This is a genomic window from Streptomyces krungchingensis, from assembly GCF_054729265.1.
This window is the reverse complement of sequence record NZ_JBPUKY010000001.1, coordinates 7,539,762-7,556,907: the sequence shown is the minus strand read 5'-3', so window position 1 is coordinate 7,556,907 and position 17,146 is coordinate 7,539,762. Positions and strand designations below refer to the sequence as shown.

The 17,146-nt window shown below is 70.5% G+C and carries 13 protein-coding genes and 1 pseudogene; 5 read left to right on the top strand and 9 right to left on the bottom strand.

What is annotated here, in order from left to right; translation table 11 throughout:
* Positions 1-35: 35 nt before the first annotated feature.
* The 3 genes from ACSYGO_RS33160 to thyX all read right to left on the bottom strand — a co-directional run bounded on the left by ACSYGO_RS33160 (position 36) and on the right by thyX (position 3,710).
* Complete coding sequence (locus ACSYGO_RS33160) at positions 36-1,721, bottom strand: ribonuclease J (protein ID WP_345658508.1); 1,686 nt, start codon at positions 1,719-1,721, stop codon at positions 36-38.
* 137 nt (positions 1,722-1,858) lie between these two features.
* A complete protein-coding gene (dapA, locus tag ACSYGO_RS33155) occupies positions 1,859-2,758 on the bottom strand; it encodes a 4-hydroxy-tetrahydrodipicolinate synthase (protein WP_426682447.1) in 900 nt (299 codons plus the stop codon).
* 211 nt (positions 2,759-2,969) lie between these two features.
* On the bottom strand, positions 2,970-3,710 hold the full coding sequence (gene thyX, locus ACSYGO_RS33150; protein ID WP_426682448.1) for an FAD-dependent thymidylate synthase: 741 nt from the start codon (positions 3,708-3,710) through the stop codon (positions 2,970-2,972).
* Between the two features lie 224 nt (positions 3,711-3,934).
* Between thyX and ACSYGO_RS33145 the strand changes: the two genes are divergently transcribed.
* On the top strand, positions 3,935-4,174 hold the full coding sequence (locus ACSYGO_RS33145) for a hypothetical protein (RefSeq protein WP_426682449.1): 240 nt from the start codon (positions 3,935-3,937) through the stop codon (positions 4,172-4,174).
* 90 nt (positions 4,175-4,264) lie between these two features.
* The gene (locus ACSYGO_RS33140; protein WP_426682450.1) at positions 4,265-4,822 is read left to right on the top strand and encodes a hypothetical protein; all 558 of its coding nucleotides are present in this window, start codon (positions 4,265-4,267) and stop codon (positions 4,820-4,822) included.
* Between the two features lie 166 nt (positions 4,823-4,988).
* On the opposite strand, the gene ACSYGO_RS33135 is transcribed toward ACSYGO_RS33140, so the two are convergent.
* The 5 genes from ACSYGO_RS33135 to rpsO all read right to left on the bottom strand — a co-directional run bounded on the left by ACSYGO_RS33135 (position 4,989) and on the right by rpsO (position 10,496).
* On the bottom strand, positions 4,989-5,441 hold the full coding sequence (locus ACSYGO_RS33135) for a tetratricopeptide repeat protein (RefSeq protein ID WP_426682451.1): 453 nt from the start codon (positions 5,439-5,441) through the stop codon (positions 4,989-4,991).
* A gap of 32 nt (positions 5,442-5,473) precedes the next feature.
* Positions 5,474-6,226: a 4-hydroxy-tetrahydrodipicolinate reductase gene (dapB, locus tag ACSYGO_RS33130; protein ID WP_345658515.1), complete on the bottom strand. Its 753-nt coding sequence runs from the start codon at positions 6,224-6,226 to the stop codon at positions 5,474-5,476.
* A gap of 26 nt (positions 6,227-6,252) precedes the next feature.
* Positions 6,253-7,632 (bottom strand): M16 family metallopeptidase, encoded by a 1,380-nt coding sequence (locus ACSYGO_RS33125; protein WP_426682452.1) that lies wholly within the window; start codon positions 7,630-7,632, stop codon positions 6,253-6,255.
* Complete coding sequence (locus ACSYGO_RS33120) at positions 7,629-9,845, bottom strand: polyribonucleotide nucleotidyltransferase (protein WP_426682453.1); 2,217 nt, start codon at positions 9,843-9,845, stop codon at positions 7,629-7,631. Before ACSYGO_RS33120 ends, ACSYGO_RS33125 begins: the two co-directional genes overlap by 4 nt.
* 363 nt (positions 9,846-10,208) lie before the next feature.
* Complete coding sequence (gene rpsO, locus ACSYGO_RS33115) at positions 10,209-10,496, bottom strand: 30S ribosomal protein S15 (RefSeq protein ID WP_037741887.1); 288 nt, start codon at positions 10,494-10,496, stop codon at positions 10,209-10,211.
* A 265-nt stretch (positions 10,497-10,761) separates the two neighbouring features.
* Here rpsO and ACSYGO_RS33110 point away from each other — a divergent pair, with 265 nt between their 5' ends.
* Entirely contained in the window at positions 10,762-11,058 is a 297-nt protein-coding gene (locus tag ACSYGO_RS33110) for a DUF397 domain-containing protein (RefSeq protein ID WP_460388703.1), read from the top strand.
* 138 nt (positions 11,059-11,196) lie between these two features.
* Here ACSYGO_RS33110 and ACSYGO_RS33105 read toward each other — a convergent pair whose 3' ends face one another.
* Entirely contained in the window at positions 11,197-12,678 is a 1,482-nt protein-coding gene (locus tag ACSYGO_RS33105) for an outer membrane protein assembly factor BamB family protein (RefSeq protein WP_460388701.1), read from the bottom strand.
* Between the two features lie 412 nt (positions 12,679-13,090).
* Between ACSYGO_RS33105 and ACSYGO_RS33100 the strand changes: the two are divergent.
* Positions 13,091-13,171, top strand: a pseudogene (locus tag ACSYGO_RS33100) (SCO5717 family growth-regulating ATPase); the annotation flags it as partial.
* A gap of 435 nt (positions 13,172-13,606) precedes the next feature.
* The gene (locus ACSYGO_RS33095; protein WP_460389791.1) at positions 13,607-16,927 is read left to right on the top strand and encodes a MinD/ParA family ATP-binding protein; all 3,321 of its coding nucleotides are present in this window, start codon (positions 13,607-13,609) and stop codon (positions 16,925-16,927) included.
* The last annotated feature ends 219 nt before the right edge of the window (positions 16,928-17,146 follow it).

Sequence of the window (17,146 nt, the reverse complement as noted above, 5' to 3'; positions counted from 1 at the left end):
GAGGCGCCCCGCTCCTGGTTGGCGCGTGTGCGAGGTCAGACCTCGACGACGACCGGGAGGATCATCGGGCGTCGGCGGTAGGTGTCGGAGACCCACTTGCCCAGCGTGCGGCGGATGAGTTGCTGCAGCTGATGGGGCTCGACGACGCCGTCCTGGGCGGAGCGTTCCAGGACCTCGGTGATCTTCGGGACGACGTCTCCGAAGGCGGAGTCGTCGATACCGGAGCCCCGTGCCTGGACGTGCGGGCCGCCGGTGATCTTTCCGGTGCTGGAGTCCATCACCACGAAGACCGAGATGATGCCCTCGTCGCCGAGGATCTTGCGGTCCTTGAGCGCGGGCTCGCCGACGTCGCCCACCGAGAGGCCGTCGACGTACACGTATCCGGCCTGGACCTTGCCGGAGATCTTGGCCTTGCCCTCGACGAGGTCGACCACGACGCCGTCCTCGGCGATCACGATGCGGTCGTGCGGGACGCCGGTGAGAGCGCCGAGTTCGGCGTTGGCGCGCAGATGACGCCATTCGCCGTGGACGGGCATCAGGTTCCGCGGCTTGCAGATGTTGTAGAAGTACAGCAGCTCGCCGGCGGAGGCGTGGCCGGAGACGTGCACCTTGGCGTTGCCCTTGTGGACGACGTTCGCGCCCCAGCGGGACAGGCCGTTGATGACGCGGTAGACCGCGTTCTCATTGCCCGGGATCAGGGACGAGGCCAGGATGACCGTGTCTCCCTGGACGATGCGGATCTGGTGGTCCCGGTTCGCCATCCTCGACAGGGCCGCCATCGGCTCGCCCTGGGAACCCGTGCAGACGAGCACGACCTCGTTGTCCGGGAGGTCGTCCAGCGTCTTGACGTCGACCACCAGGCCCGGCGGGACCTTCAGGTACCCGAGGTCGCGCGCGATACCCATGTTGCGGACCATCGAGCGGCCGACGAAGGCGACCCGGCGGCCGTACTCGTGGGCCGCGTCGAGGATCTGCTGGATGCGGTGGACGTGGCTGGCGAAGCTCGCGACGATGATCCGCTTGTGGGCGCCTGCGAACACCTGGCGCAGCACGTTGGAGATGTCGCGCTCGGGCGGTACGAATCCCGGGACCTCGGCGTTCGTGGAGTCCGAGAGCAGGAGGTCGATGCCCTCCTCGCTCAGCCGCGCGAACGCGTGCAGGTCCGTGAGACGGCGGTCCAGCGGAAGCTGGTCCATCTTGAAGTCGCCGGTGTGGACGGCCATGCCCGCAGGGGTGCGGATGGCGACCGCGAGGGCGTCCGGGATGGAGTGGTTGACGGCGATGAACTCGCAGTCGAAGGGGCCGATGCGCTCGCGCTGGCCCTCGGCCACTTCGAGCGTGTACGGGCGGATGCGGTGCTCCTGGAGCTTCGCCTCGATGAGGGCGAGGGTCAGCTTGGAGCCGATGAGCGGGATGTCCGGCTTCTCGCGCAGGAGGAAGGGGACACCGCCGATGTGGTCCTCGTGGCCGTGCGTGAGGACGATGCCCTCGATGTCGTCGAGGCGGTCCCTGATGGACGTGAAGTCCGGCAGGATCAGGTCGATTCCGGGCTGCTCCTCCTCGGGGAAGAGCACTCCGCAGTCGACGATCAGCAGGCGGCCGCCGTATTCGAAGACCGTCATGTTCCGGCCGATTTCGCCGAGGCCGCCGAGTGGCGTGACCCTGAGGCCGCCCTCGGGGAGCTTGGGCGGCGGACCGAGTTCAGGATGCGGATGACTCAAAAGACTCTCCTCACCACGCGCGCCACGTACCTGGTAGGGCACGTGGCGCGCGTGACGTTCGTGCAATAGCAGTTGTCTGTGTGGGGTACAGGCCGATGGCCTGCGGGATCATGCGTATTCAGTTGTGAAGTCTGTGATTAGAGCTGTACCCCGCCGGCGGCAAGATCGATCTTGAGCTGGGTGGTCTCCTCGGGCGACAGCTCGACCATGGGGGCGCGCAGCGGCCCGGCGGGCAGACCCTGGAGGGTGAGCGCGGCCTTGGTGGTCATGACGCCCTGGGTGCGGAACATACCGGTGAAGACCGGGAGCAGCTTCTGGTGGATCTCCGTGGCCTTCTGGACGTCGCCCGAGAGGTAGGCGTCGAGCATGGCGCGCAGGTCCGGGGTGACGACGTGGCCGACGACGGAGACGAAGCCGACCGCGCCCACGGAGAGCAGGGGCAGGTTCAGCATGTCGTCGCCGGAGTACCAGGCGAGGCCGGAGCGGGCGATGGCCCAGCTGGCTCGGCCGAGGTCTCCCTTGGCGTCCTTGTTGGCGACGATGCGCGGGTGTGCGGCGAGGCGCACGATCGTCTCCGTGTTGATCGGCACGCCGCTGCGGCCCGGGATGTCGTAGAGCATCACCGGCAGCTCGGTCGCGTCGGCGATGGCCGAGAAGTGCCGGTAGAGGCCCTCCTGAGGGGGCTTGTTGTAGTACGGCGTGACGGTCAGCAGGCCGTGTGCGCCGGCCTTCTCGGCGGCGCGTGCCAGCTCGATGCTGTGGTGGGTGTCGTTCGTGCCGACGCCGGCGACGATGTGGGCGCGGTCGCCGACCGCCTCCAGTACGGCTCGTACGAGGTCCGCTTTCTCCGCGTCGCTGGTGGTCGGGGACTCGCCGGTGGTGCCGTTGATGATCAGGCCGTCGTTGCCTGCGTCCACCAGATGGGCGGCGAGCCGCTGTGCGCCGTCGAGGTCGAGTGCGCCGTCCGCCGTGAAGGGCGTGACCATGGCGGTGAGGACCCTCCCGAAGGGGGTCTGCGGAGTGGAGGTCGGAGCCATGGGTAACACGCTACTCGCTGCTCAACGCGTGGTCTGCCCTCGGGGGACACGACAAAGCCCGACAAATGCGGAGCCCGGCACTGCCTGCTCGGGGGTTCAAGCAGTGCCGGGTCCGTTTGATCAGGCTAGATGAACTTCTCGAAATGCCGCAATACGGACACTTCGCTCGGCTGATCCGTACATCTGTACCGCGCGGCGCGCGGGGCGCGCGTTACGGCGCCACGCGACCGTTCGCATTGAAGGCCGCGTAGGTGAGCGGCATGAGCCGGGCCCACTCCGCCTCCATCCGCTCGCCCACCATCTCGATCTCCCGCTGCGGGAAGGACGGCACCTTCGCCAGCTCGTGCTGGGTGCGCAGGCCGAGGAAGTGCATCAGCGAGCGCGCGTTGCACGTGGCGTACATCGAGGAGAAGAGGCCGACCGGGAGGACCGCGCGGGCCACCTCACGGGCCACACCGGCGGCGAGCATCTCCTGGTAGGCCTCGTACGCCTGGCGGTACGAGTCCTCCATCACACGGCCCGTGAGCTCCTGCTGCGCCTGCGTGCCCTCGACGAAGACGTACTTGCCGGGGCGGCCCTCCTGGACCAGCTTGCGGGACTCGTCCGGGACGTAGAAGACCGGCTGGAGCTCCCGGTACCGGCCCGATTCCTCGTTGTACGACCAGCCCACGCGGTGCCGCATGAACTCGCGGAAGACGAAGATCGGGGCGCTGATGAAGAAGGTCATCGAGTTGTGCTCGAAGGGGCTGCCGTGACGGTCCCGCATCAGGTAGTTGATCAGGCCCTTGGAGCGCTCCGGGTCCTTCTGCAGCTCGTCCAGGGACTGCTCCCCCGCGGTGGAGACACGGGCGGCGAACAGCACGTCGGCGTCGGACGCGGTGTGCTTGATCAGCTCGACGGTGACATCGCTGCGGAAGCTGGGCTTGAGGTCGTCGGCGGGGGTGTCGGTCACGGTGCGGAGGGTCCTTCCCATCACAGGCTCGGGCGGCGCCCACTCTACGGGCCGCCACTGACAACGGGGCGTTCGGTACCGTGCCGCGACATTCGGCAGCGAACTTCTGCGAATTCGGTGATTCTGGGCACCTCTTGAGACAATCGCTCGTCTGTATGGGTGACGGTGACTGCGTTCGAGTCACCGCCGCCCGAACACCCACGAGTCTCAGAGGAAGCCGCCCCATGTTCCGTCGGCGCGAGCCCGTCCCGTTCGCCTTCATCGCCGAAGCCGACACGTTCCGCAGCAACGTCACTCCCCCGCCCCGCGAGCGGGCGTCCGCCGGACAGATAGCCGGCCGGTGGCTCATAGGGCTCACCGTGGTCGCCGGACTCGCCGGTTCCCTGATCCTCGGGATGCCCGCTCTCTCGCAGGACCAGTCACCTGCCACGACGCAGCACTCCGAGGCGTCGGACGGCCGCTGACTCTTCCGGACCCCCAAGGGTGGTGAGCGGCCATGGGGCTCGATAGCCTCACCGGGCACAGCCCATGCGTGGATCGAGTGAGGATCAGTCGTGCCCCTGCCCTTCCTGACGGCGGACCGTGCCTTTGACGAGGCGGCGGACGACCTCGCGCTGCCCTTCGACGACCTCGACCGCTGGCGGCGCCCCTACCGGCCCGGACCATGGCGGGTGGGCGCGGCCGCGCTCGTCCTGCTGCTCGCGTCGTACGTGCTCGTCGCCGCGGTGATCATCGCCGTGGCCGGGACCCTCGCCGCGGCGGCGGCCTGTCTGGCCGGTGCCCTGGTCGCGATACTGGCCGCGCTCCGGCTGCTGCGCATGGGCGTCTGGGTCAGTGCGCGGGGGCTGCGCCGAGTGGGCTTCTTCGTCACGAACACGGCGCGGTGGCAGCAGGTCGTCGCCGTGCGGACCGTGCAGCAGCCGGTGCGCTGGCTCGGTCTGCCGCGCACCGTCCAGGGCCAGGCGCTGGTCCTCGTACGCCGGGATCGCTCCCCCGAGGACCTGCCGCCGCTGCTGACCACGCACAACGCCGACTTCCTGGCGCGCTCGGAGGCCTTCGACCGGGCCGCGGACACCATCGAGGTGTGGGCGGACGAGTACCGGCACGGCTGACACGCACGCCGGCGCGGCACGGCGACGGCTACGCCGCACGCGCCTCACGACATGACGAAAGGGCCGGTCCGCGGTGGCGGACCGGCCCTTTCGCGTCGCTCGTTCCCGGGACGCGCGGGTCCCGGAGCGCCCGCTCCTCCCGCGCGACGGCGGTCGGGCCCGGGGGCTACGCCTCCAGGGTTCTGCCCTCGCGCAGCGCGATGGCACGTTGCATCGCCTTGCGGGCGCGCGGGGTGTCGCGGGCGTCGTGGTAGGCGACCGCCAGACGGAACCAGCTGCGCCAGTCGTCCGGGGCGTCCTCGGTCTCGGCCTTGCGCTTGGCGAACACCTCGTCGGCCGAGTCGCGGTCGATGCGGCCGCCCGCGGTGCGCTTCAGCTCGTCGACGGGCAGTCCGCCCTCGGCGTCGAGCTCGGCGGCCAGCCGGTTGGCCTTGCGGACGAACTGGGTGTTCTTCCACAGGAACCAGAGCCCGATGACCGGCAGGATGAGCACCGCGACACCGAAGGTGACGGTGATCAGGGTGCCGTTCTGGATGAGCAGCACGCCTCGGCTGCCGACCAGGACGAAGTAGACGACCAGGGCGGCTGCCGTGACGGCATAGGTGATCTTCGCGCGCATGTCTGCCGGCTATCTGTTGTCCGTCCCCCGGCTCAGCCGAGGTCCAGGAAGTTTTCCAGGCCGAAGGTGAGGCCGGGCGTGGTCACCACGCGGCGGACACCGAGCAGGATGCCCGGCATGAAGCTGCTGTGGTGCAGCGAGTCGTGGCGGATGGTGAGCGTCTCGCCCTCCCCGCCGAGCAGGACCTCCTGGTGGGCCAGCAGGCCGCGCAGGCGGACCGCGTGCACCGGGACGCCGTCGACGTCCGCGCCGCGGGCGCCGTCCAGGGCGGTGACCGTGGCGTCGGGCTGCGGGGCGCTGCCCGCGCGCTCGCGGGCGGCGGCGATGAGCTGAGCGGTGCGCGTGGCGGTGCCGCTGGGAGCGTCCACCTTGTTCGGGTGGTGCAGCTCGACGACCTCGACGGACTCGAAGTACGGCGCGGCGACCTCGGCGAACTTCATGGTCAGGACGGCGCCGATGGAGAAGTTGGGCGCGATGAGCACGCCCGTCTCCGGGGACGCGGCCAGCGAGGTGTTGAGCTGCGCGAGGCGTTCGTCGGTCCAGCCGGTCGTGCCGACCACGGCGTGGATGCCGTGCCGGACGCAGAAGTCGAGGTTGCCCATCACCGAGCCCGGCGTGGTCAGCTCGACCACGACCTCCGCGCCGGCCTCGACCAGCGACTCCAGCTTGTCGCCGCGGCCCAGCGCACCCACCAGCTCCATGTCCTCGGCGGCCTCGACGGCTCGTACCGCCTCGGATCCGATCCGGCCCTTGGCACCGAGGACCGCCACGCGCAGCTTGCTCATTGCTTCGTTCCTTACAGAGACGGGATTTACGCGACCGCTTCGTGCAGACGGGACGCCTGCTTGTCCTTGAGCGGGCCGATGACCGACAGCGAGGGACGCTGTCCCAGGATGTCGCGGGCGACCGACCGGACCTCGTCCGGGGTGACCGCCGCTATCCGGGCCAGCATGTCGTCGACGGACATCTGCTCGCCCCAGCAGAGCTCACTCTTGCCGATACGGTTCATCAGCGCACCGGTGTCCTCCAGACCGAGGACGGTGGAGCCCTGGAGCTGGCCGATGGCGCGGCCGATCTCGTCGTCCGAGAGGCCGTGCTCGGCGACCTGGTCGAGCTCGTCGCGGCAGAGCTTGAGCACGTCGTGGACCTGGCTCGGGCGGCAGCCCGCGTACACGCCGAAGAGGCCGCAGTCGGCGAAGCCCGAGGTGTACGAGTACACGCTGTAGGCCAGGCCGCGCTTCTCGCGGACCTCCTGGAAGAGGCGCGAGGACATGCCGCCGCCGAGGGCGGTGTTCAGCACGCCGAGCGCCCAGCGGCGGTCGTCCGTGCGGGCCAGGCCGGGCATGCCGAGGACGACGTGGGCCTGCTCGGTCTTGCGGCCGAGGAGTTCGACGCGGCCCGTGGTGCGGATGGACCGGCGGCCGTCCCGCGGGGCGATGGGGGCCGCCGCGGGGCTGCGGAACGCGCCGGCCTTCTCGAAGGCGGCACGGACCTGGCGGACGACCTTGTTGTGGTCGACGTTGCCCGCGCAGGCCACGACCAGGTGCGTCGGGTCGTAGTGCTTCTTGTAGAAGCGGCGGATGCGGTCCGCGGTGAGGGCGTTGACGGTGTCGACCGTGCCGAGGACCGGGCGGCCGAGAGGGTTGTCGCCGAACATCGTGTGCGCGAACAGGTCGTGCACGCAGTCGCCCGGGTCGTCCTCGGTCATCGCGATCTCTTCGAGGATGGCGCCGCGCTCCACGTTCACGTCGTCCTCGAGGATGAGGGAGCCGGTGAGCATGTCGCAGACCACGTCGATGGCGAGCGGGAGGTCGGTGTCGAGCACGCGCGCGTAGTAGCACGTGTACTCCTTCGCCGTGAACGCGTTCATCTCGCCGCCGACCGCGTCGATGGCGGCGGAGATGTCCAGGGCGGACCGGCGGGCGGTTCCCTTGAAGAGCAGGTGCTCCAGGTAGTGCGTGGCGCCGTTCAGCGACGGCGTCTCGTCGCGCGAGCCCACGTGCGCCCAGATGCCGAAGGTGGCGGAGCGGACCGAGGGCAGGGTCTCGGTGACGATGCGCAGGCCACCGGGGAGGGTGGTCTTGCGGACCGTGCCGATGCCGTTCTCGCCCTTGATGAGGGTTTGGGTACGGGCGACGGCCCGCGCCTCCGAGGAGGTGCGGGCCGTCGTCGTGGAGCTACTCGACGTCACTTGTCGGTGTCGTCCTTCTTCTCATCGTCGCCTTCGCCCTCGATCACGGGGATCAGGGAGAGCTTGCCGCGGGAGTCGATCTCGGCGATCTCGACCTGGACCTTCTGGCCCACACCGAGGACGTCCTCGACGTTCTCCACGCGCTTGCCGCCGGCGAGCTTGCGGATCTGCGAGATGTGCAGCAGACCGTCCTTGCCCGGGAGCAGCGACACGAACGCACCGAAGGTCGTCGTCTTCACGACGGTGCCCAGGTAGCGCTCGCCGACCTCCGGCATGGTCGGGTTGGCGATGCCGTTGATCGTGGCGCGGGCGGCCTCGGCGGCCGGGCCGTCGGCGGCACCGATGTAGATGGTGCCGTCGTCCTCGATCGTGATCTCGGCGCCGGTGTCCTCCTGGATCTGGTTGATCATCTTGCCCTTGGGGCCGATGACCTCACCGATCTTGTCCACGGGGATCTTGACCGTGATGATCCGCGGGGCGTTCGGGGACATCTCGTCCGGCGTGTCGATCGCTTCCATCATCACGTCGAGGATGTGGAGGCGGGCGTCGCGGGCCTGCTTGAGCGCGGCGGCCAGGACCGACGCCGGGATGCCGTCGAGCTTCGTGTCCAGCTGGAGGGCCGTGACGAAGTCCTTCGTGCCGGCGACCTTGAAGTCCATGTCACCGAACGCGTCCTCGGCACCGAGGATGTCGGTCAGGGCGACGTAGTGCGTCTGGCCGTCGATCTCCTGGGAGATCAGACCCATGGCGATACCGGCGACGGGGGCCTTGAGGGGCACACCGGCGTTCAGCAGCGACATGGTGGAGGCGCAGACCGAGCCCATGGACGTCGAGCCGTTGGAGCCGAGGGCCTCGGACACCTGGCGGATCGCGTAGGGGAACTCCTCGCGGGTCGGCAGGACCGGCACGAGCGCACGCTCGGCGAGCGCGCCGTGGCCGATCTCGCGACGCTTCGGGGAGCCGACGCGGCCCGTCTCACCGACGGAGTAGGGCGGGAAGTTGTAGTTGTGCATGTAGCGCTTGCGGGTCACCGGGGAGAGGGTGTCCAGCTGCTGCTCCATGCGGAGCATGTTGAGGGTGGTGACGCCCAGGATCTGGGTCTCGCCACGCTCGAACAGCGCCGAACCGTGCACCCGCGGGATGGCCTCGACCTCGGCGGCGAGCGTACGGATGTCCGTGACGCCGCGGCCGTCGATGCGGACCTTGTCCTTGATGACGCGCTCGCGGACCAGCTTCTTGGTCAGCGCGCGGTAGGCGGCGGAGATCTCCTTCTCGCGGCCCTCGAACTGCGGGAGCAGCTTCTCGGCGGCGATCTCCTTGACGCGGTCCAGCTCGGCCTCGCGGTCCTGCTTGCCGGCGATGGTGAGCGCCTGGGCGAGCTCGCTCTTGACCGCGGCGGTCAGGGCCTCCAGGACGTCGTCCTGGTAGTCGAGGAAGATCGGGAACTCGGCGGTCGGCTTGGCGGCCTTCGCGGCGAGGTCCGACTGCGCCTTGCACAGGACCTTGATGAAGGGCTTCGCGGCGTCGAGACCGGCGGCCACGACCTCCTCGGTCGGCGCCTCGGCGCCACCCTTGACCAGCTGGATCGTCTTGTCGGTGGCCTCGGCCTCGACCATCATGATCGCGACGTCGCCGTCCTCCAGGACGCGACCGGCGACGACCATGTCGAAGACGGCGTCCTCGAGCTCGGTGTGCGTCGGGAACGCGACCCACTGGCCGTTGATCAGCGCGACGCGGACGCCGCCGACCGGGCCGGAGAAGGGCAGACCGGCCAGCTGGGTGGACGCGGAGGCGGCGTTGATCGCCACGACGTCGTACAGGTGGTCGGGGTTGAGCGCCATGATCGTGGCGACGACCTGGATCTCGTTGCGAAGGCCCTTCTTGAAGGACGGACGCAGCGGACGGTCGATGAGACGGCAGGTGAGGACCGCGTCCTCGGAGGGACGGCCCTCACGGCGGAAGAAGCTGCCGGGGATCTTGCCGGCGGCGTACATCCGCTCCTCGACGTCCACCGTGAGGGGGAAGAAGTCGAGCTGGTCCTTGGGCTTCTTGGAAGCGCTGGTGGCCGACAGCACCATGGTGTCGTCGTCCAGGTACGCGACGGCGGAGCCGGCGGCCTGCTTGGCCAGGCGGCCCGTCTCGAAGCGGATGGTGCGGGTGCCGAAGGAGCCGTTGTCGATGACGGCCTCGGCGTAGTGGGTCTCGTTCTCCACTAGCGTTTTCTCCTCGTCTTCGTCCTGTCCTGCCCGTGTGGCAGGGGGACGGTGGCGGAGAGACGCGCCTTCTGGTGCGGGCCGGTCTTCGATCGAAGCACCCGGGGCTCGCTTCCCCCCGGGGGCCACTACCGAGGACCGGCGGCGGCGAGGTGCGCTTCTCCTCGTTCGTGTCGTGACGGGCCCTACCCGGCGGGCACGGCCCCATCACGCTGTGTCGTACGTGCTGTGTCCTGCGTATTGCGTTGTGCTACCACACTACAAAGCGTCAGTGACACTCCGCACGTACAGAGACGTACAGCAGCACGTACAGCAAAAGGAGCGGTCCCCAAAAGATGTGGGAACCGCTCCCTTCACGGCGTCTTACTTGGCGCCCGCCGCACCGCGGCGGATGCCCAGGCGGTCGACCAGCGCACGGAAGCGCTGGATGTCCTTCTTGGCCAGGTACTGCAGCAGGCGGCGACGCTGACCGACCAGGATCAGCAGACCACGGCGGGAGTGGTGGTCGTGCTTGTGGGTCTTGAGGTGCTCGGTCAGGTCCGAGATGCGGCGCGAGAGCATGGCGACCTGGACCTCGGGGGAGCCGGTGTCGCCCTCCTTCTGACCGAACTCGCTGATGATCTGCTTCTTCGTAGCGGCGTCGAGCGACACGCGTACTCCTCGTAGTCTCTGAGTGGCCACCGAGTGCCCCTGGTCCACTTCTCAGGGGAGCTTCCGTTACTCGGGAGGCGGGGATCCGCTGGGCGCGGCCTCCAGAGCGCGAGGCTCCGGGGGTGCGTACACAAACGGCCGTCACACAGGGTACCAGCCCGGCAGGACCAGTCCGTCCGCCTCCCGGAACCCGGCCGACCGCGCGGACCTGGCCACTACTGTGACGGCACAGGGCATTCGCACGTGGGGAAGGGGCCGCCGGAACATGGCCGAGGAAGCGGACAAGGACGTGAAGGCGCGCAAGGAGCGGGAGAAGAACGAGCTCTACGCCCTCGACATCTCGGGCGTCGAATGGCACAGCGCGCCGGGTACGGAGGAGCACGAGGAGCGGGTCGAGATCGCGTATCTGCCCGAGGGCGCGGTGGCCATGCGCTCCTCCCTCGACCCGGACGCGGTCCTTCGGTACACGGAGGCGGAGTGGCGGGCCTTCGTGCTCGGCGCCCGGGACGGGGAGTTCGACCTGGAACCTGCCCCGCACAACGGCGGTCCGGCGACGCTCTAGCGGTCCGCAGACACCGCGGCCCGAGGGGCCGCCGGAAACGAGCGAGGGCCGGTACGGGACGGAGTCTCCGCGCCGGCCCTCGTCGCTGTGACGGGCCGGCCTCCTACGTCGTGACGGGTCGGCCTTCGGCGTGACGGGTCAGCGCACGTTCCCGATGCCGATCGCGGCCGGCACCGGGTCGTCGGGGTGCGCGGCGGACGCGGAGAGCTGGCGGGGCGAGAAGAACGCCCTGCCGTGGTCGAAGAGGATGTCGGACCACTCGGGGGTCTCCATGCGCGTGGTGCCGTCCGGCAGATTGAAGAAGAGGAACGGCGTCTGCTTCCCGGTGGCGGGGTCGATGCTCACGACGGCGGCGGGTCCGACGGTGTCGGCACTCGGCCGGTAGGCCAGGAGCTGGTCCCCGTTCATCTTCACGGGCCACAGCGGCTGGAGCGGCCGTCCGTCGAACTTCCGCAGGCTCTTGCCCGTGTGCACGTCGTAGGCCACGATCCAGTTCGCCGGCTGGTCGATCTCGCCGTCGTCCTTGCTCGCGACGAAGAGCGCGTCCTTGCCCACGACCAGCGCGTAGCAGTTCTCCATGGCTCCGAAGTACTGCGTCCCGTCGAAGGAGCTGCCGCACATCGGGTCGAAACGGCCGCCCTTCATGGAGATGGTGGCGCTGTGGCGGCCCTGGTCGTCCAGGGTGATCAGGTCGGTCACCGTGTAGTCCCCCGCGCCGATCGCGATGACCGGTGGATCGGAGGACGGGAGGTAGACCTCCGAGATGTTCTTCGTCATCTTGTAGGTCCACTGCGGCTTCCCGGTGCGCGGGTCGATCTTCTGCACCCGGTACGCGTGCTCGGACTCGTCTCCGCAGCGCAGCAGGACCAGCAGGCTGCGGCCGCCCGCGAACCCCTTGTCCTCGCACGTGGTGACGCCGGTGCTCCTCCACAGCTGCTTGCCGTCGGCCATGCCGTAGGCGACGGAGCCGTTGCCCCACGCCACCGCGACCGTGCCGCGCGCCATGGTGAGGTTCGTGTTGGTGACGTACGCGCTCTTCGCGTCGGGCATCGTCGCCGTCCACAGCTTCTTGCCGGTGTCGAGGTCGACGAAGACGACCTCGTCGCAGACACTCGCGTCCTTGGTGCCCTTGCGCTTGGCCGGCTGGACGACGACGGCGGTACGCCCGTCCGCGGTGACGTGCTTCGTCGTCGCGCAGATGTGCCCGTCCAGCTCGATGGTCCAGGCCTTCTTGTCCCACTCGCCGAACTTGAAGCCCATGAGCTGGTTCTTGATGCCCTTGGCGAAGATCTTGTCGGTCGCCCAGGTGCCGGGGGCGTACCGCGTCTCGTCGTCCTTGAACTTCTCCTCGCCGTACTCGACGACGAGTTCGCCCTCCGGCGTGCGCGGGACCCGCTCGACCGTCTCCCTGATCTCGTCGGGAGCCTGCGGGGCGGCCACCGCCTTCTTCGCCGGGCCGTCGTCACCGTTCGCGTGCATGAGGAGCCAGCCGCCCGCGCACAGCGCCACGACGAGTACGGCGGCCACGATGCCGAACAGCCTTGTGCGGCGCCGTCTTCGCTCGTTGTCCGCCGTCAGCGCGGACTGGGTGTACGGGGAGGGAGGCGGGCCGAAGCTCACGCGGAGAAGTCCTTTCGGAGGGAACCGTCGGGTGGCGGGGGAAGCCCCTACTATGCATGCCGCTTGATCGTGTACATACAGCGGGCAGCGGGTCTGTCGCGATGGCTTCGTTTGTCCGCATTGAAGGTCAATAGTGAGCGTGCGCAAGCCACTTCTGGGCAGGGTGTGACGTAGCGGGCGGCCGCGGTGGGGTGGACGGGCCTGCCCTTGTGACAGTCATGGTGATTAGGCTGGGACAGGGCGCGACGCCAGAACCCGTGGAGGGGCCGCGCGCGTCTCAGGGGGAGCCGGGTCAATTCGGACGACCTCGTACGACTTCGGACGACCAAAAGCGTCAACGGACGCCGGCGGACGACAAGAAATCGGTCGCCCCGGCACGGCTTGAGGGTGCTCGACCACACCAGGAGGAATTGTGAACAGCGATCGGGACGGGATCCGCGGGGGCTGGGCCACACCCGGCGATGACCAGTCCGACGCGGAGTCCGCCGTCGAGACGACGGGCGAGTTCACCATCGACTACGCGCCGCCCGCCTGGTACACGCAGAACGCGTCGGGGACTCCGGCCAACTCCGGTGGTACGGCGGAGGAAGAGGAGTCGGCCCCGGCTCCCTCGACCGCTGCGGCCCCCTCGGCTCCGTCAACTTCCCCGGTGCCTGGGGCTCCTTCGGTCCCCGCGGCTCCTGAGGCCCTTTCAGCGGCCCCTGAGGCGCTTTCAGCGGTGCCGGAGACGGCGGAGGCACCCGCCTCGCAGGCTCCCGGTGCGGCGCCCGTCGCGGACGCCGGCAGTCCGACGGCGCTGCCGAACATTCCCGTGGGCGGATACCAGAGCCAGTGGGCGCCGCCTCCGGCCGCTCCGGTGGCCCCGGCTCCACCGGTGGCTCCGGTTCCACCGGTGGCTCCGGTTCCACCGGTGGCACCCGTCGCTCCCATGGGCGCCTCCGACGAGGTCGAGCCCGGCAACGGGGACTTGGAGAGCGGCGCCACCATGCGGATCTCCCCTGTCGCGCTGAAGCGGGAGTTCGCGGAGCGTGCCGCCGCCGCGGGCCAGGAGCAGCCCGAGACCGAGGACGCGGGCGAGTCCGGGGCCGGGTCCGAGCCGGACCCGGACGCTCCGGCCGCGGCCGACGTCACGTCCGCGCCCGGCTCCGCCGCGTCGGACGCCGACTCCGTCGTGGACGCTTCCGAGGATTCCGAAGCAGCAGCGGAGGCCCACGTCGGTGACGACGCGCGGCACGTGGCCGGCGCGCGGGAGGACGCACCGGAGACGGTGAGTGAGGCGGATGCCGCTGCCGACACCGAGGACGTCGTGGGCGGCGGTTCCGACGTGGGTGCCGAGGAGGCCGCGGCGGACGAGCCGGCGGCTGCTGCCGGGGCCGTGGACGACGCGGCCGGCACGGCCGACTCCGTCGACGTCTCCGACGGCGCGGACGGGCCCGGTGTCGCCGATGCCTCCGACACCGCCGACGCTTCGGACGGTTCCGACGCTTCCGCGGAGCCGGATGTCGTCGCGGACGTCGCGCCGGTGTCCGCCGACGCCGGCGACGGGACCGACGAGGTCGCCGACGCCGTACCGCACGACGCGGTCCCCGCTGACGCGGCCGACGGCACCGTGAGCGACGCCGTCCATGACGACGTACGCGACGAGGCGGGCGACGAGGCCCGTGACGACGTGAGCGACGCGGTGCCGCAGGATGCCGACGCGGACGACGCAACCGACGCGGAGCCCGAGGACGCCCGGCCGCTGGACGAGCCGCAGGACGCCGTGCCCGTCGACCGGCCCGGCGCGCCCGAGGGCGTGCAGGACGCGCCTCCCGCCTGGGCTCCCCCGCCGCTGCCGCAGGGCGGGCTGCCGCCCCTGCCGCCCGCGTACCAGCCCGCCGCTCCCGCTCCGGCGGCCCAGTGGCCGGCGTCCGACGAGCCCGCGAAGCCCGAGCCCTCGGCGGCCGAGCCCGCGCAGGCACAGACGCCGCCGCAGATCCAGCCGTCGGCGCCCGCCCCGGGCCGGCCGTTCCAGCCGCCGGCGCCCGGGCAGCCCTTCCAGCCTCCTGCGCCCGCCCCGGCTCCCGGTCAGGCTTTCCAGCCGCCCGCTCCTGCTCCTGCTCCCGGTCAGGCCTTCCAGCCTCCGGCTCCGACTCCGGCTCCCGGCCAGCCGTTCCAGCCGCCGGCCCCGCAGCCCGCGCCTCCCGCGTGGCCCTCCGCCGGTGGGCCCGCGCCGACGCCGCCGGCGCAGGGACCCGTGTCGGTGACGCCGCCCGCCCACGACAACCCCGTGCCGGTTCCGCCGCAGAGTCACGCACCGGCGCCGGGCGCCCCCGCCCCCGCCCCCGAAGCACCCGCGGCGGCCTCCGCTCCGGTACCGCCGCAGGGCAGCTACGGCTTCCCGCAGCCGAGCACTCCGGCCCCGAGCCCCACTCCGCAGGGCAGCTACGGCTTCCCGCAGCCGGGCGCTCCGGCCCCCGCGCCGACGCCGGCCGCCACCCCTGAACCGCCGGCCCCCGCTGCCGCCAACCCGCCCGCTCCGGGCTCCGGTTACGGCTTCCCGCAGCAGAGCGCCCCGGCCCAGGACGTGCCGGCGCCCAACCCGCCCGCCCCGGCGCCCGGTTACGGTTTCCCGCAGCCGACCACGCCCCCGGCGGCACCGCAGGCTCAGGGTCCGCGGCAGGGCTACGGATTCCCGCAGGCCGCCGCCGCCCCCGTCCCGCAGCCCGGCTACGACCTCCCCCGACCGGCCGCGGAGCCCGCGCAGCCGGAGGCGCCCGGCGTGGCGCAGCCGCCGCTCCCGTCGGCCCAGGCGGCTCCTCCCTACCCGGCGCAGCAGCAGCCGCAGCCCGCCGCCCCGCACGTGCCGCAGCAGCCCACGGGCGCCGCTCCCGTCGATCCCCGTACGGGGACGGCCTGGCCGCAGCCCGTGCAGCACGACCAGCGCCAGCCCACCAACCCGGGCGCGGCCCCGCTCGGCTACACCGCCGCGGTGGAGCTCTCCTCGGACCGACTGCTCAACAACAAGAAGCAGAAGCCCAAGAGCGGTCGTCCCGCGGCCGCGTCGTCGCGGTTCAAGCTGGGCGGCAAGAAGGAGGAGGCCGAGCGACAGCGGAAGCTGGAGCTGATCCGTACGCCGGTGCTGTCGTGCTACCGCATCGCCGTGATCAGCCTCAAGGGCGGTGTCGGCAAGACCACCACGACCACCGCGCTCGGTGCGACGCTCGCCAGCGAGCGTCAGGACAAGATCCTCGCGATCGACGCCAACCCGGACGCCGGTACGCTCGGCCGCCGCGTGCGCCGCGAGACCGGCGCCACGATCCGTGACCTCGTCCAGGCGATCCCGTACATCAACTCGTACATGGACATCCGGCGGTTCACCTCCCAGGCCCCCTCCGGGCTGGAGATCATCGCCAATGACGTCGACCCGGCCGTGTCCACGACCTTCAACGACGAGGACTACCGGCGCGCGATCGACGTACTGGGCAAGCAGTACCCGATCATCCTGACCGACTCTGGTACCGGTCTGCTGTACAGCGCCATGCGCGGCGTGCTCGACCTCGCCGACCAGCTCATCATCATCTCGACGCCGTCCGTCGACGGTGCGAGCAGCGCCAGTACGACGCTGGACTGGCTGTCCGCGCACGGGTACGCGGACCTCGTGTCCCGGTCCATCACGGTGATCTCCGGAGTGCGCGAGACCGGCAAGATGATCAAGGTCGACGACATCGTCAGCCACTTCGAGACGCGCTGCCGCGGCGTCGTGGTCGTGCCGTTCGACGAGCACCTGTCGGCGGGTGCCGAGGTCGACCTCGACATGATGCGGCCCAAGGTGCGGGAGGCCTACTTCAACCTCTCGGCGATGGTGGCCGAGGACTTCGCGCGGCATCAGCAGTCGCACGGGCTGTGGACGAACGACGGCAACCCGCCGCCGGTGGCCGCCCCGCCGATGCCGGGCCAGTACGTGCCCGGGCAGCCGGTTCCCGGACAGCCCGTACCGGGCCGGCAGGCTCCAGGGCAGCACAACCCCGGACAGGTTCCGCAGCCGGGCGGGCCGCAGCCCGGGCAGCCCTACCCGCAGCCGGGACAGCCGTACCCGCCGCAGCCCGGTCAGGCGTACCCGCAGGCCCCCCAGGGCCAGGCTCCGCAGCCGCAGCCGGGACAGCCCTACGCGCAGCCCGGGCAGCCGTACCAGCCCGCGCAGCCGGCACCGGGGCAGCCGTACCAGCAGAACCAGGGCCGGACGCCGCCCCCGCCGCCTCAGCAGTAACCCGATCGGCCCCTTCCGGGGGACCGATTCACGCTCGGGCCCGCACCGTCCACGGACGGTGCGGGCCCTTCGTGTGTCCAGGGACGTCTTGAGCCGTCAGGCCGTCACCTGGGCGGCTTCACCGGTCTGAACCAATGAGCGAAAAATCCGCGCCAACTCGTTATTTCCGCAGGCCACATGGGGTTCATGTGCCGTTGACTCGCGTCGACCGCCGCTGAT

Coding starts and splice junctions, on each gene's coding strand:
- dapA (WP_426682447.1), bottom strand. CDS start 2,758: ATGGCTCCGACCTCCACTCCGCAGACCCCCTTCGGGAGGGTCCTCACC.
- ACSYGO_RS33145 (WP_426682449.1), top strand. CDS start 3,935: ATGTTCCGTCGGCGCGAGCCCGTCCCGTTCGCCTTCATCGCCGAAGCC.
- ACSYGO_RS33135 (WP_426682451.1), bottom strand. CDS start 5,441: ATGCGCGCGAAGATCACCTATGCCGTCACGGCAGCCGCCCTGGTCGTC.
- dapB (WP_345658515.1), bottom strand. CDS start 6,226: ATGAGCAAGCTGCGCGTGGCGGTCCTCGGTGCCAAGGGCCGGATCGGA.
- ACSYGO_RS33110 (WP_460388703.1), top strand. CDS start 10,762: ATGGCCGAGGAAGCGGACAAGGACGTGAAGGCGCGCAAGGAGCGGGAG.
- ACSYGO_RS33095 (WP_460389791.1), top strand. CDS start 13,607: ATGGGCGCCTCCGACGAGGTCGAGCCCGGCAACGGGGACTTGGAGAGC.